General features: G+C 75.0%; 6 protein-coding genes and 3 pseudogenes. 1 reads left to right on the top strand and 8 read right to left on the bottom strand.

The features are described 5' to 3' along the window. Positions 1-290 precede the first annotated feature (290 nt). Positions 291-2,636, top strand: a pseudogene (gene hrpA / locus AB0M52_RS18380) (ATP-dependent RNA helicase HrpA); the annotation flags it as partial. Here hrpA and AB0M52_RS18385 read toward each other — a convergent pair. The 8 genes and pseudogenes from AB0M52_RS18385 to cobN all read right to left on the bottom strand — a co-directional run. Next, positions 2,635-2,869 (bottom strand): annotated as a pseudogene (locus AB0M52_RS18385) (bifunctional cobalt-precorrin-7 (C(5))-methyltransferase/cobalt-precorrin-6B (C(15))-methyltransferase); the annotation flags it as partial. The pseudogenes hrpA and AB0M52_RS18385 sit on opposite strands and share 2 nt — an antisense overlap. A gap of 546 nt (positions 2,870-3,415) precedes the next feature. Next, positions 3,416-4,615 carry a cobalt-precorrin-5B (C(1))-methyltransferase gene (locus tag AB0M52_RS18390; protein ID WP_363954779.1) on the bottom strand — a complete coding sequence of 400 codons (1,200 nt, stop codon included), beginning with the start codon at positions 4,613-4,615 and terminating at the stop codon, positions 3,416-3,418. Then, complete coding sequence (gene cobM, locus AB0M52_RS18395) at positions 4,615-5,448, bottom strand: precorrin-4 C(11)-methyltransferase (protein WP_363954794.1); 834 nt, start codon at positions 5,446-5,448, stop codon at positions 4,615-4,617. The genes AB0M52_RS18390 and cobM overlap by 1 nt, the downstream gene beginning before the upstream one ends. A 44-nt stretch (positions 5,449-5,492) precedes the next feature. Then, positions 5,493-6,230, bottom strand: coding sequence for a precorrin-2 C(20)-methyltransferase (gene cobI, locus AB0M52_RS18400; RefSeq protein WP_363954797.1), 738 nt, complete (start codon positions 6,228-6,230; stop codon positions 5,493-5,495). An 89-nt stretch (positions 6,231-6,319) separates the two neighbouring features. Continuing rightward, positions 6,320-7,711: a cobyrinate a,c-diamide synthase gene (locus AB0M52_RS18405; RefSeq protein ID WP_363954782.1), complete on the bottom strand. Its 1,392-nt coding sequence runs from the start codon at positions 7,709-7,711 to the stop codon at positions 6,320-6,322. Next, complete coding sequence (cobO, locus tag AB0M52_RS18410) at positions 7,705-8,316, bottom strand: cob(I)yrinic acid a,c-diamide adenosyltransferase (protein WP_363954785.1); 612 nt, start codon at positions 8,314-8,316, stop codon at positions 7,705-7,707. The genes AB0M52_RS18405 and cobO overlap by 7 nt, the downstream gene beginning before the upstream one ends. A gap of 182 nt (positions 8,317-8,498) precedes the next feature. After that, positions 8,499-10,547, bottom strand: a pseudogene (locus AB0M52_RS18415) (VWA domain-containing protein); the annotation flags it as partial. Further along, a complete protein-coding gene (cobN, locus tag AB0M52_RS18420) occupies positions 10,544-14,212 on the bottom strand; it encodes a cobaltochelatase subunit CobN (protein ID WP_363954791.1) in 3,669 nt (1,222 codons plus the stop codon). The gene cobN and the pseudogene AB0M52_RS18415, both read right to left, overlap by 4 nt. Positions 14,213-14,277 lie beyond the last annotated feature (65 nt).

A 14,277-nucleotide genomic window follows, 5' to 3' on the forward strand; every position in this document is an offset into this window, starting at 1 on the left:
TACGACGAGACGACCGCCTGGTCACACCACCCCAACCACGCCACCGCTTGACATCCAAGCACCTGGGATGTCTTTGCTCTGCTTCAACCCACGCATTGGTCACCGGCCCAAACCCGTGCGTCGGGTGAAGCAGAGCAAAGGATGCGCCGGGCACACCTGTCTGCGACCTCCCCCAACCCGGCGCAGAGCCGCGGCGCAGGGCCGGGGGCAGGCAGCGCGAGGGCAGCAGGCCGGGTGGGTGGGTAACCCGGAGGCGCGCCGACAGCGGGCTGCCTATCCTTGGCCACGACATGCAGAATCCAGCCACACCCGCCGCGACCGAATCCCTGCGCGAGTTGCAGCGCCGCCTCTCTCCGCTGATGTTCCGCGACCAGCGCCAGCTGCGGCGTCGGCTCGACGGGCTGCGCCGGCTACGTGACCCGCAGCGGCGGGAGTCGGCGCTGACCGAGATCGCCGCCGAGGTGGCCCAGGCGGAGGCCCGGCTGGAGAAGCGCCGGGCCGGGGTGCCGGCGATCACCTACCCGGCCGTGCTGCCGGTGAGCGAACGCAAGGACGACATCGCCGCGGCGATCCGCGACCACCAGGTGGTGATCGTGGCCGGTGAGACGGGCTCGGGCAAGACCACCCAGCTGCCGAAGATCTGCCTGGAGCTGGGGCGCGGGGTGCACGGGCTGATCGGCCACACCCAGCCCCGCCGGCTGGCCGCCCGTACGGTCGCCGACCGGATCGCCGAGGAACTGGGCACCGAGCTGGGCGACGTGGTCGGCTACAAGGTTCGCTTCACCGATCAGGTCAGCGAGAACAGCCTGGTCAAGCTGATGACCGACGGCATCCTGCTGGCCGAGTTGCAGACCGACCGGATGCTCCGCCAGTACGACACGTTGATCATCGACGAGGCGCACGAGCGCAGCCTCAACATCGATTTCATTCTCGGCTACCTCAAGCAGCTCCTGCCCCGCCGCCCCGACCTGAAGGTGATCATCACCTCGGCGACCATCGAGACCGACCGGTTCGCCCGGCACTTCGCCGGCCCGCCGACCGCCGAGCATCCCGAGGGCGCGCCGGCGCCGGTGGTCGAGGTCTCCGGCCGGACCTACCCGGTCGAGGTGCGCTACCGACCGCTGATCGAAGTCACCGAGGACGCCGACACCGACGAGGAGAACGTCCGCGACCAGATCGCGGCCATCGGCGACGCGGTCGAGGAGCTGGCCGCCGAGGGGCCCGGCGACATCCTGGTGTTCCTCAGCGGCGAGCGTGAGATCCGGGACACCGCCGACGCGCTGGGCAAGCTGGTCGGCAACCGGCCCGCCCTGCGAAACACCGAGATCCTGCCGCTGTACGCCCGGCTGAGCATCGCCGAGCAGCACCGGGTCTTCGCCCCGCACGGCGGGCGCCGGGTGGTGCTGGCCACCAACGTCGCGGAGACGTCGCTGACCGTCCCCGGCATCAAGTACGTGGTGGACCCGGGCAGCGCCCGGATCTCGCGCTACTCGCAGCGGCTGAAGGTGCAGCGGCTACCCATCGAGCCGGTCTCCCAGGCGAGCGCCAACCAGCGCAAGGGCCGCTGCGGGCGTACCTCGGACGGCATCTGCATCCGGCTCTACGACGAGCAGGACTTCCTCTCCCGCCCCGAGTACACCGACCCGGAGATCCTGCGTACCAACCTCGCCTCGGTCATCCTGCAGATGACCGCCATCGGCCTCGGCGACATCACCGCCTTCCCGTTCATCGACCCGCCGGACCGCCGCAACATCGCCGACGGCGTCAACCTGCTGCACGAGCTGGGCGCACTCGACCCGGCCGAGACCGACCCGGCCCGCCGGCTCACCGCGCTGGGCCGGCGGCTGGCTCAACTCCCGGTCGACCCCCGCCTGGCCCGGATGGTGCTGGAGGGCGAGGGCAACGGCTGTGCGACCGAGGTGATCGTGATCGCCGCCGCGCTGTCGATCCAGGATCCGCGGGAACGGCCGGCCGACAAGCAGGCCCAGGCCGACCAGGCGCACGCCCGGTTCGCCGACAAGGAGTCCGACTTCGTCGCGTACCTCAATCTCTGGCGCCACCTGCGTGAGCAGCAGCGGTCCCTGTCCTCCAGCGCGTTCCGCCGGATGTGCAAGGCCGAGTACCTCAACTACCTGCGGGTCCGCGAGTGGCAGGACATCGTCAGCCAGGTACGCCAGGTGCTGCGTGCCCCCGACGGCGGCCGGCGCGGCGGCGCGGATCTGCCGGAGGAGATCGACACCCCCCGGGTGCACCAGTCGCTGCTGCCCGGCCTGCTGTCCCACATCGGCCTCAAGGACGCCCAGAAACACGAGTACCTGGGTGCCCGCGGGGCGAAGTTCGGGCTGTTCCCGGGCTCGGCACTGTTCCGCAAGCCGCCGCGCTGGGTGATGGCCGCCGAGCTGGTGGAGACCGCCCGGCTCTGGGGCCGGGTGAACGGCCGGATCGAACCGGAGTGGGTCGAACCGCTCGCCCAGCACCTGGTCAAACGCAGTTACAGCGAGCCGCACTGGGAGAAGAAGCAGGCGGCGGTGATGGCGTACGAGAAGGTCACCCTCTACGGCGTACCGCTGGTGACCTCCCGCAAGGTGAACTTCGGCCGGATCGACCCGGCGCTGAGCCGGGAGTTGTTCATCCGGCAACGGCCGTGGCGAGCCGCGTCAGCGCCGGGGCGAGGGGGCCGAGGACGACGGTCGGGCAGCCGGCCGGCACCGGCACGGCCGCGAGGTGCCGGGCCGCCCCGACGACCAGGCCCGCGCCGGCCAACGCCTCGGCCAGCACCGAATCACCTGGCCGACCACCGGCGTCGATTCCCGCGACGGTCACCACCGCACCGCCCAAGCCCGCAACCGGCTCCCGGCCCGACTCCCAGGCCGCTCCGCGGCCCGCCCCAACCCCTTCGCTCGGCTCTACGCCGTGGCCCGACCCCACACCCTGGCCGGGTCCCACACCTTGGCCCAGCCCAACGGCCTCGCCCGGCCCCTCACCGTGGCCCGTCGCTACGCCATGGCTCCGCACGCGACGGCCGGTCATGTCGCTCGCCCGTTCGCCGCGCGTCGGCTCTTCTGAGCCAGGCCGGCCCGCCCCGAGTAACGGCGGCGGGCGCGGGGCGGTGTGAATGCGTCCGTGGCACCGGGGCCGGCACATGCCGCGCGCGCCGGAGCCGCGAGGCAAGGCGGCGCGAGATCGGCGCCGGGCGTGGTCGGGGCGAGGTGTCCAACTGGAGTGATGTCACACAGAAATAAATATGTCTGTGTGACATCACGCGTAAAGGGAGAACAAGACCCTGCCCGCTCACAGGACGTGATGGGGCGGCCTGGGCAACAGGTGGACCCGGGTTCCGCGACTGGCGCGGGCGGCACCGACACGGCCGTGCCGGGCACAGGAGATGCGTGCTTGTCGGCGGGGCCGGCGGCGTTCACGGTTGGCTCCCGGGCGGGGCCGGCTCGTGCGAACCCGTGGTGCGCGAGTTCCGGACCGGCCAACGGCCCGAGGAGGCGACGACCCCGGAACCGGCGAAGTCGACCAGGGCCACTTCGACGGTGACCGCGTGCCGGGCGTAACGCAGCAGCACCCGGCGTACCCGGTGGCAGAGCAGGTCGCCGGCGGTGCCGAGCAGGCCGGCGGCGTCCCACAGCTCGTACGCGTGCCGGCCGGTGTTGGCCGCCACCACCGCGGCGACCAGGTCCCGGCTCCCGCCGGCCTCCTCGGTGACCGTGCCGAGCAGGGACAGGTCCACCTTGGACCGGGTGTAGTGGGTCATCAGCACGCCGGCGGCGAGCTTGGCCAGTTTGCCGGCCATCCCGACGAACACCACCCCGGTCATGCCGTCGGCGACGGCGGCGGTGACCGCAGCGCCGGTGAAGTCACCCACCTCGACGAAGCACACCTCGGGCAGTTCCGGCAGCAACGACCGGGCGGCCCGCTCGGTACGCCCGCCGGTGCACAGCACCGCGGTCCGTTCCCCCTGGGCCGCCATCACCTGCACCGCCTGCACCACGCTGGCCCGCCAGGACGCGGTGGAAAACGGCCGCACGATGCCGGTGGTGCCCAGGATGGAGATGCCGCCGAGGATGCCGAGCCGGCGGTTGGTCGTCTTGCGGGCCATGATCTCCCCGCGCGGCACGCTGATCACGACGCGGACGCCGCACGCGGTCAGGTCGACCACCTCGGCCACCGCAGCGGTGATCATGCGGCGGGGGGTGTCGTTGATGGCCGGACCGCCGACCGCGAGGCCCAGGCCGGGCTTGGTGACCGTGCCGACGCCCGGCCCCCCGTCGAGCCGCAGACCGGGTACGTCGGCCCAGACCACGGTCGCGGTCAGCTCGGCGCCGTGCGTGACGTCCGGGTCGTCCCCGGCGTCCTTGACCACCACCGCCTCGGCCCGCCCCGCACCCTCGAAGGTGCAGCGCGCCACCGGGAAACTCACCCGCCGCCCGGCCGGCAGCCCGATCTCCACCTCGGCCGGTGGTACGCCGGTGACCAGCGCGGTGACCGCCGCCTTGGCCGCCGCCGTGGCGCAGGCTCCGGTGGTCCAGCCGGTACGCAGCGCGGTAGGCCGGACCTTCGCGGTACGCGGCAGGTCCGGCTCCCGCAAGGGCGGGTCGACGTCGGACATCAGCTGGTCCCGTCGCCCGGGCTGCCCGGGAGAGGCGCAGCTGGCGGGCCGGGGCGGCCGCGTAGGGCGGCCCGGGCGGCCGGCTCGGCCCGGCGGTACGTGTGGAAGTGCCCGGGGTGGTAGAGGTGGGAGCGGGTGCCGCTGGCGGTGAGTGCCGGGCCGACCAGGAACAGGGTGTGTTTCCAGAGCCGGTGCTCCTTGACCGTGGCCGCCAGGGTGCCGACGGTGCAACGCAACACCAGCTCGTCCGGCCAGGTCGCCCGGTGCGCCACCACCACGGGCGTGTCCGGCGGGTAGCCGCCGGCCAGCAGTTCGGCCTGGGCCTGCCCGGAGCGTGCGGCGGAGAGGAACAGCGCCATGGTCGTGCCGTGGCGGGCGAAGTCCCGTACCCGCTCCCCCGCCGGCATCGGGGTCCGACCGCCCTCCAGCCGGGTGAGGATCACCGACTGGGCCACCTCGGGGACGGTCAGTTCGCGGCCGACGAGCGCAGCCACGGCGGTGAACGAGGAGACCCCGGGCACGATCTCCACGGCCAGGTCGAGCGCCCGGCACAGGTCCAGTTGCTCCTGCACGGCGCCCCACAGCGCGGGATCGCCGGAGTGGATCCGGGCCACGGTCGAACGGTCGGCGGCGGCCCGCCGGTACAGCGGCAGCACCCCCTCGATCGGCAGCTGGGACGAGTCGACGATCTCGGCGCCCGGCCGGGCGTGGGCGAGCACGTCGGCGTGCACCAGGCTGGCCGCCCAGATCACCACGTCGGCCTCGGCGATCACCCGGGCGGCGCGCAGGGTCAGCAGGTCCGCGGCACCGGGCCCGGCGCCGACGAACCACACCTTGCCCCCGGCCGGCGGCGTGGCGGCGCCGGTCTCCACAGTGTTCACAGCTGGCCTCCCCGGCCGTCCCGGCGGGCCGGGACGAGCAGCGTCGACAGGTAGGGCAGGTCGTCCACCGCGTCGGTGACCGGGCCGATCCGCTCGCCGGGCAGGCCGACGGCCCGGCCGAGCACCGCGTCGGCGAGCCGCCCGGCTCGGCGCAGCTCGCCGACCAGGTCGGCGTGCCGACGCCAGCCCTTGTACGCCACCACCGTGCCCGGCCCGGCCAGCGCGTCCGCGAAGGCGACCAGCCCGGCGGTGGCGGGCACCAGGGTCAGGGGCTCCCGGCCCTCGCACAACGGGATGCCGCTGCGGGCCGCGAGGTCCTGCATGGCGGTGATGCCGGGCACCGTGCGTACCTCGACCGCCGGGCGCGCGGCCCGCACGGTCTGGGCCAGGTAGCCGAAGGTGGAGTAGACGTTCGGGTCGCCGATGGTGGCGAAGGCCAGCCGGGTGGCACCGCCGTCGAGCGCGGCGACGACGGTACGGGCGGCGGCGTCCCAGGCCGCCGCGCGGCGGGCGGTCACCCCGCCCTGGTCGTCGAGGGCGAACGGCAGCCGGCGGAGCCGGTCCGGCGGGACGTGCGGGGCGACGGTGGTCTCGGCCCGTCCGGGCGGCGCGGTGGCGTCGGCGGCGAGCCGGTCCAGCACGGGTACGAACACCAGGTCGGCCTCGCCCAGCAGGCGGACCGCCTTGACGGTGAGCAGTTCCGGGTCCCCCGGGCCAACGCCGATCCCGGTCAACGTGGCAGCACCACCCCGGTGCCGTTCCGGCGCCCCGGCATCCCGGGCGAGGCGGGCGGCGTCCCGGCCAGCCGGGGTGGCCGGGCCGGTCACCGGGCCGCCGCCTCGACCAGCCGGCGGGCGGCCTGCGGCTGGCCGGCCCAGTGGGTGTGCAGGTAGGACGCGTGCACACGGCCGGTGACGAAGCCGTGGTCGGTGCCGTCCCAGCGCCACGCCGGCCGGTCGCCGTGCCCGGGATCGGTGACGGTGCGGTGGAACTCGTGTCCGCGTACCGGCTCGCCCCGCCGGTGTGCCGGGGAGTCGGCGGCGGCGACGGCCTCCCGGTAGCCGAGGGTGAGCGTGCCGGTCATCCGGGCGGTGAGGTCGAGCCGGCCGCACATGGGCACCCGGTCCAGGGATCGACCGAGGTAGAGCAGGCCGGCACACTCGGCCACCACGGGACCGTCGAAGGCGGCCACCTCGGCGCGCAGGGCGGTGTTGGCGGACAGCGCCTCGGCGTACGTCTCGGGGAAGCCGCCGCCGACGACCAGCGCGCGGGTGCCGGCGGGCAGGCCCGGGTCGTGCAGCGGGTCGAACGGGACGACGGCGGCACCGGCGGCGGCGAGCAGCTCGGCCGTCTCGGCGTAGGAGAAGGTGAAGGCGGCACCGGCGGCGACCGCGACCACCGGGGCGGCGGCGGTGACCGGGCCCCCGACGGCCGTCACCGGGTCCCAGGCCGGCGTGACCAGCGGCGGGGCGCTGCGCGCGAGGTCGAGCACGGCATCGAGGTCCACGGTGGACTCGACGAGGTCGGCCAGGGCGGCCACGACGGCCAGCGACTCGGGTGCCCGCTCGGCCACCGGCACCAGCCCGAGGTGACGGGACGGCGCGGCGACCTCGGCGGCCCGGGTGACCGCACCCAGCACCGGTACGCCCACCTCGGCCAGCGCCTCGCGCAGCAGCTTCTCGTGCCGGGGCGAGCCGACCCGGTTGAGGATCACGCCGCCGACGCGTACGCCCGGGTCGAAGGCGGTCATGCCGAGCACCAGCGCGGCGGCCGAGCGGCCCTGGGCGGTGGTGTCGAGCACCAGCACCACGGGTGCGTCGATCAGTCGGGCGACGTGCGCGGTCGAGGCGTACCCGCCGCGACCGACGGCCCCGTCGTGCAGCCCCAGTACGCCTTCCACCACGGCGATGTCGGCCAGACTCGGGACGCTGGCACCGTGCCGGAGCAGCGGTGCGACGCTTTCCTCACCGACCAGCCACGGGTCGAGGTTGCGGCCGGGGCGGCCGGCGGCGAGGCCGTGGTAGCCGGGGTCGATGTAGTCGGGGCCGACCTTGTGCGGGCTGACGGTCAGGCCGCGGCGGCGCAGTGCGGCGAGCAGGCCGGTGGCGACCGTGGTCTTGCCGTGTCCGCTGGCCGGCGCGGCCACCACGATCCGGGGCAGCTCGGCCGGCCCGGTCACCGCGACCGGGGGCAGCTCGGCCCGGCCGGTCACCATTCGATGCCCTTCTGGCCCTTCTGGCCGGCGTCCATCGGGTGCTTGACCTTGGTCAGCTCGGCGACCAGGTCGGCGGCGCCGACCAGCCGGGGGTCGGCGTCGCGCCCGGTGACCACGACGTGCTGGAAGCCGGGTCGCCCGGCCAGGGTCGAGACCACCTCGTCCACGTCGACCCAGCCCCACTTCATCGGGTAGGTGAACTCGTCCAGCACGTACAGGCCGTAGCGCTGGGCGGCCAGGTCCCGCTGGATCTGCCGCCAGCCCTCCAGCGCGTCGGCCGCGTGGTCGGCCTCGCCGCCGCGCTGAATCCAGGACCAGCCCTCGCCCATCCTGTGCCAGCTCACCGGGGCGCCCTGGCCGGTGCGTTCGTGCACCTCGTGCAGCGCGCGGAAGGCGTTCTCCTCCCCCACCCGCCACTTGGCGCTCTTGACGAACTGGAACACCCCGATCGGCAGTCCCGCCGTCCAGGCCCGCAGCGCCAGCCCGAACGCGGCCGTCGACTTCCCCTTCATCGCTCCGGTGTGCACCACCAGCAACGGCCGATTACGCCGCTGCCGCGTAGTCAACCCGTCCTTCGGCACCCGCTCCGGCCTCCCCCGCGGCATCACCCACCCCCCCTTCCAGCCCGCCCGTGCACCCGCACCGGCACCGCCGTCTCCGCGATCTTGCAGTTCTGGTCGCAACTTCCTCCACATTCGCCCGATCCGTCCCGACAGAAACTGCAAGATCGCGGGGGCAGGGCGGGTGGGGTGGGGTGGGTGGGTTGGGTTAGGTGGGTTAGGTGGGTTAGGGGGTGGTGGGGGGCGTGGAGGTGGGTGGCTAGGCGGTGGGCCAGGTGGAGGCGGACGGGGCCGGACTCGCAGTCGACCACCAGGCAATGGGCGCCGGTGGTGCGCAGGACCGCTGCGGCCCGATCGGCACGGCGCAGCGGGTCGGGGCCGGCGGTGGCCCGGCCGTCGGTCACGACCAGGACGAGGGGACGCCGCTTCGGGTCCCGCAGGCGTTCCAGGCGCAGCAGCTCGGCGGCGGCGAGCAGGCCCTCCGCGAGCGGGGTACGCCCCCCGGTCGGCAGTTCGGCCAGCCGGGTCGAGGCCGCCAGCACCGAGGAGGTGGCCGGGAGCAGGGTCTGCGCCCCGGAGCCCCGGAAGGCGATCACCGCCACCTTGTCCCGCCGCTGGTACGCGTCGGTGAGCAGGGCGAGCACGGCGTCCTTGACCACCGACATCCGCTGCCGCGCACCCATCGACCCGCTGGCGTCCACCACGAACAGCACCAGGTTGCCCTCACGCCCCTCGCGGACCGCCTCCCGCACGTCGGCCGCGCGCAGCCGCAGCGGTCCGCTGGTGCGCCCCCGGTACGCCTGGTGCGGGGCGGCGGCCCGCACGGTCGCCGGCAGGTGCAGCGCGCCGGGCCGCCCGGCGGGCACCCGCGCGGCGGTGGTCCGCCCGCGCCCGGTCCGGGCCCGCGACCGCCGACCAGGCACGCCCTCGCCCATACCCGGCGCGGTGAACAACCGGGCCCGCAACCCACCCCGGGGTGCGGCCACCGACTGCCCCGCGCTCCCTCCTAAACCGACGTCCCGGTGCTGCGCCGTGGCCTCGCCGGGCCGGCCGCCGCTTGCCGTCGACGCCCCGCCGCGCCGGTCGCTGTGCGCGTCGCCGGTAACCGGTTCGCCGCCAGACCCGGCGGTGCCTCCCCCGCCGGGGCCGGCGGGGCCGGAGTTGTCCGGTCCCGCGGGCGGGCCGGCAGGGCCGGAGTTGTCCGGTCCCCCGGGCGGGCCGTCGTCGGGGTCGGAACCGGTGGGTGGGTCGTCGTCGGGGTGGGCGGCGCGGGCCCGGTCCAGCGCCTCGTCGAGGCGCTGCTCGTCCAGCCCCGGACTGTCGAACGGGTCGCGGCGGCGCCGGTGCGGCAGGGCCAGCCGGGCCGCGACCCGGACGTCCTCCGCGTCCACCCGGTCGCGGCCCTGCCAAGCGGCGTGCGCCACGGCGGTGCGGGCCGCGACGATGTCGGCGCGCATGCCGTCCACGTCGAACGCGGCACATACCTCGGCGATCTGGCGCAACGCGGAGTCGGGCAGCCGGACCCGGTCCAGCCGCTCGCGGGCCCGGGCCACCCGGCCGGCGACAGCCGCGTCCGCGTCGGCCCAGCGGGCGGCGAAGCCGGCCGGGTCGGCGTCGGCGGCGAGCCGGCGGCGGACCACCTCGGCGCGGACCACCGGGTCCCGGCTGGCGGCGACGGTGACGGTGAGGCCGAACCGGTCGAGCAGCTGCGGACGCAGCTCCCCCTCCTCCGGGTTCATCGTGCCGACCAGCAGGAAACGGGCGGCGTGGCTGACCGACACGCCCTCCCGCTCGACGTGGCAGCGGCCCATCGCGGCGGCGTCGAGGAGCAGGTCGACCAGGTGGTCGTGGAGCAGGTTGACCTCGTCGACGTAGAGCAGGCCCCGGTGCGCGGCGGCGAGCAGGCCGGGCTCGTACGCGCGTACCCCCGCGCCGAGGGCCTGCTCCAGGTCGAGCGAGCCGACCACCCGGTCCTCGGCGGCGCCCACCGGCAGCTCGACCAGCCGGGCCGGGCGGCGCTCGACCCCGGCGGTGGCCGGGTGCGGCCCGTCCGGGCAGGTCGGGTCGGGGGCGGCTGGGTCGCAGCCGAACCGGCAGCCGGCGACCCGGTCCACCGGGGGCAGCAGCGCGGCGAGGGCCCGGACGGCGGTGGACTTGGCGGTGCCCTTCTCGCCGCGTACGAGCACCCCGCCGATGGCCGGGTTGACCGCGTTGAGCAGCAGGGCCAGCCGCAGGTCGTCCATGCCGAGCACCGCGGAGAACGGGAAGTTGGTCATGGCCGGTCCTCCAGATCGCCCTCGCTGGCCAGGTAGGTCTCGCGCAACCGGTCGAGGGTCGCCGGCTCGGGTGCGGCCCACATCCCCCGGTCGGCGGCCTCCAGCAGCCGCTCGGTGATGCCGCGCAACGCCCACGGGTTCGACTCGGTCAGGAAGTCCCGCGTCGCTGGGTCGAAGACGTACGCGGCGGCCAGGTTCTCGTACATCCAGTCGTCGACCACCCCGGCGGTGGCGTCGTAGCCGAACAGGTAGTCCACGGTGGCGGCCAGCTCGAACGCGCCCTTGTAGCCGTGCCGCCGCATCGCGGCGATCCAGCGCGGGTTGACCACCCGGGCCCGGAACACCCGCCGGGTCTCCTCGGCCAGGGTGCGGGTACGCACGTCGTGCGGCATCGCCGAGTCGCCCAGGTAAGCAGCGGGCGCGGTGCCGGTGAGGTGACGGACCAGCGCCACCATCCCGCCGTGGTACTGGAAGTAGTCGTCGGAGTCGACGATGTCGTGCTCGCGGGTGTCCTGGTTCTTGACCGCCACCGCGATCCGGGCGAAGGAGCGTTCCATGTCCTCGCGGGCCGGGCGCCCGTCCAGGCCGCGGCCGTAGGCGTAGCCGCCCCAGACGGCGTACACCTCGGCCAGGTCGGCATCGTCGCGCCAGGTGCGGGCGTCGATCAGTGGCAGCAGCCCGGCGCCGTACGCCCCCGGTTTGGAGCCGAAGATCCGGGCGGTGGCCCGGCGCTCGTCGCCGTGCGCGGCCAGGTCGGCGTGCACGTGGGCGCGGACGAAGTTCTCCCCGGCCGGCTCGTCCAGCGCGGCGACCTGCCGTACCGCGTCGTCGAGCAGCGCGACGACGTGCGGGAAGGCGTCCCGGAAGAACCCGGAGATGCGGACCGTCACGTCGACCCGGGGCCGGCCCAGCTCCGCGAGGGGCACCACCTCGACGCCGGTGACCCGGCGGGACCGGTCGTCCCAGACCGGGCGGCAGCCGATCAGGGCCAGCACCTCGGCGATGTCGTCGCCCTGGGTACGCATGGCACTGGTGCCCCACACGGTGAGCCCGACCGCCCGGGGGTAACTGCCGGTGTCGGCGAGGTGCCGGGCCAGCAGCGAGTCGGCGAGGGCCTGCCCGACGTCCCAGGCGTTACGGCTGGGGATGGCCTTGGGGTCGACGGAGTAGAAGTTCCGCCCGGTGGGCAGGACGTTGACCAGTCCCCGGGTGGGTGAGCCGGACGGCCCGGGCGGCACGAACCGGCCGTCGAGCGCGGCGAGCACCCGGTCGATCTCGTCGGTGGTGCGGTCCAGCCGGGGCACCAGTTCGCTGGCCGCGAACCGGAGCACCGACGCGGCGTCCGGAACGGACCGGCCGGTGACCTCCTCGACCACCGCGTCGGCCCGGCCGGCGGGCCAGCCCAGGGTTTCCATGCCGAGGACCAGCCGCCGGGCCAGCCCCTCGATCAGGTCGACGGCGTCGGCGGCGGTGACCGCCGGCCCGTCGGCGACCTCGGTCAACGCCTCGGCCACGCTGATCCGGGCTCCCGGGTCGGCCAGCAGTTCCTGCTCGTCGAGCCCGTACCCGGCGGCGAGCGCCTGACGCAGGCCGGGCAGCGCGCGTACCCCGCCCCACACCTGCGGGGCCCGCAGCACCGCGAGGACCAGGTTCACCCGGGCCTCGCCGGTGGGGGCGGCGGCCAGCACGTGCAGCCCGTCGCGGATCTGCACGTCCTTGACCTCGCACAGGTACCCGTCGAGGTGCAGCACGAAGTCGTCGAAGTCCTCGGCGGCGGGCCGGTCGGCCTGGTGCAGGTCGTGGTGCAGCTCGGCGGCGCGCACCAGCTCCCAGATCTGCGCCTGCACCACCGGCACCTTGGCCGGGTCGAGGGCCTGCACGGTGGCGTACTCGTCGAGCAGCTGTTCGAGTTTGGCCAGTTCGCCGTAGGTCTCCGCGCGGGCCATCGGCGGCACCAGGTGGTCGACCACCACGGCGTGCGCGCGGCGCTTGGCCTGGGTGCCCTCCCCCGGATCGTTGACGATGAACGGGTAGACCAGCGGCAGGTCGGCGAAGACGGCGTCGGGCGCGCAGTCGGCGGCCAGGCCGAGGCCCTTGCCGGGCAGCCACTCCAGCGTGCCGTGCTTGCCGAGATGCACCACGGCGTCCGCACCGAAGCCGCCGTCGGCCGGCGACGCGGCCAGCCAGCGGTACGCGGCCAGGTAGTGGTGGCTGGGCGGCAGGTCCGGGTCGTGGTAGATGGCGACCGGATTCTCGCCGAAGCCGCGCGGCGGCTGGATCAGCAGCACCACGTTGCCGAAGCGCAGTCCGGCCAGGACGATGTCGCCGTCGTCGGTGTACAGCTCACCGGGGGGCGGGCCCCAGTGTGCGTGCATCCGCTCCCGCAGCGACGCCGGCAGCCGGTCGAACCAGCGCCGGTAGACGTCGCCGGGCACCCCGGCCTCGGCGGCGGCCAGTTGCTCGGGGGTGAGCCACTCCACGTCGTGCCCGCCGGCGGCGATCAGCGCGTGGATCAGCGCGTCCCCGTCGGCGGGCGGTCCGGCGTCGCCGAGGTGGTAACCCGCCTCGGCCAGCGCGGCGAGCAGCCGTACCGCCGAGGCGGGGGTGTCCAGGCCGACCGCGTTGCCGACCCGGGAGTGCTTGGTCGGGTAGGAGCTGAGCACCACCGCCAGCCGCTTGTCGGCGGCCGCCAGGTGCCGTAGCCGGGCGTGCCGCACCGCGATGCCGGCCACCCGGGCGGCGCGCTCCGGATCGGCGGCGTAGACCGACAGGCCGTCGGCGTCGACGCGTTTGAAGGAGAACGGCACGGCGACGATCCGGCCGTCGAACTCGGGAATGGCCACCTGCATCGCGGCGTCCAGCGGGGACAGTCCGGCGTCGCTGCCGGCCCACTGCTCGCGGGTGCTGGTCAGGCAGAGCGCCTGGATCACCGGCACGTCCAGGGCGGCCAGTGCGCCGACGTCCCAGGCGTCGGAGTCGCCCCCGCCGGAGGCGTCGGCGGCGACCGTACCGCCGGCGGCCAGCACGGTGACGACCAGGGCGTCGCAGCGGGCGAACAGGCCGAGCGGCCCGGCACCCATGGTGAGCCCGCGCAGCGAGCCGCAGAAGACCGGCAGGGCGTTGCCGCCGGCCGCCTCGACCGCGTCGGCGAGCACGTCGACGAACCCGGTGTTCCCGGCGAGCGCGTGCGCCCGGTAGAAGACGATGCCGATGGTGGGCCGGTCGGGGTGCGCGGGGCGGTCCCCGTGCACGCCGTAGGCGGGGGTGGGGGCGGGCGGAGCGAAGCCCTCGCCGGTGAGCAGGAGCGTGTCGGAGAGGAACCGGGCCAGCTCGGTGAGGTTCTCCGGCCCGCCCTCGACCAGGTAGGACAGCGCCTGGGCGGCCACCGCGGACGGCACCGTGGAGGCGGCCATCAGCTCCGCGTCGGGCACCGCCTCCCCACCGAGCACGACCGTGGGTACGCCGGAGGCGAGCACCGCGGCCAGCCCGTCCGGCCACGCCTGCCGGCCACCGAGCAGGCGTACCACGGCGAGGTCGGCGCCGTCGAGCAGCCCGGGCAGCTCGGCGGCGCCGATCCGGGCCGGGTTGGCGAGCCGGTAATCGGCGTCGCTGGCGCGGGCGGCCAGCAGCTCGGTGTCGGCGGTGGACAACAGCAGGATGCGCACGGGCGGCTCCGGAGGGTGACGCCCGTCGCGCGGGGTGGGCGCGCGGGCGGCGGGATGGTCGCGGA

Source organism: Micromonospora sp. NPDC051296, from assembly GCF_040682255.1.
Classification (GTDB): domain Bacteria; phylum Actinomycetota; class Actinomycetes; order Mycobacteriales; family Micromonosporaceae; genus Micromonospora; species Micromonospora craterilacus.

Excerpts from the sequence above, each read along its gene's own strand:
- AB0M52_RS18390 (WP_363954779.1), bottom strand. The coding sequence starts at position 4,615 with ATGTCCGACGTCGACCCGCCCTTGCGGGAGCCGGACCTGCCGCGTACC.
- AB0M52_RS18405 (WP_363954782.1), bottom strand. The coding sequence starts at position 7,711 with ATGGTGACCGGCCGGGCCGAGCTGCCCCCGGTCGCGGTGACCGGGCCG.
- cobO (WP_363954785.1), bottom strand. The coding sequence starts at position 8,316 with ATGCCGCGGGGGAGGCCGGAGCGGGTGCCGAAGGACGGGTTGACTACG.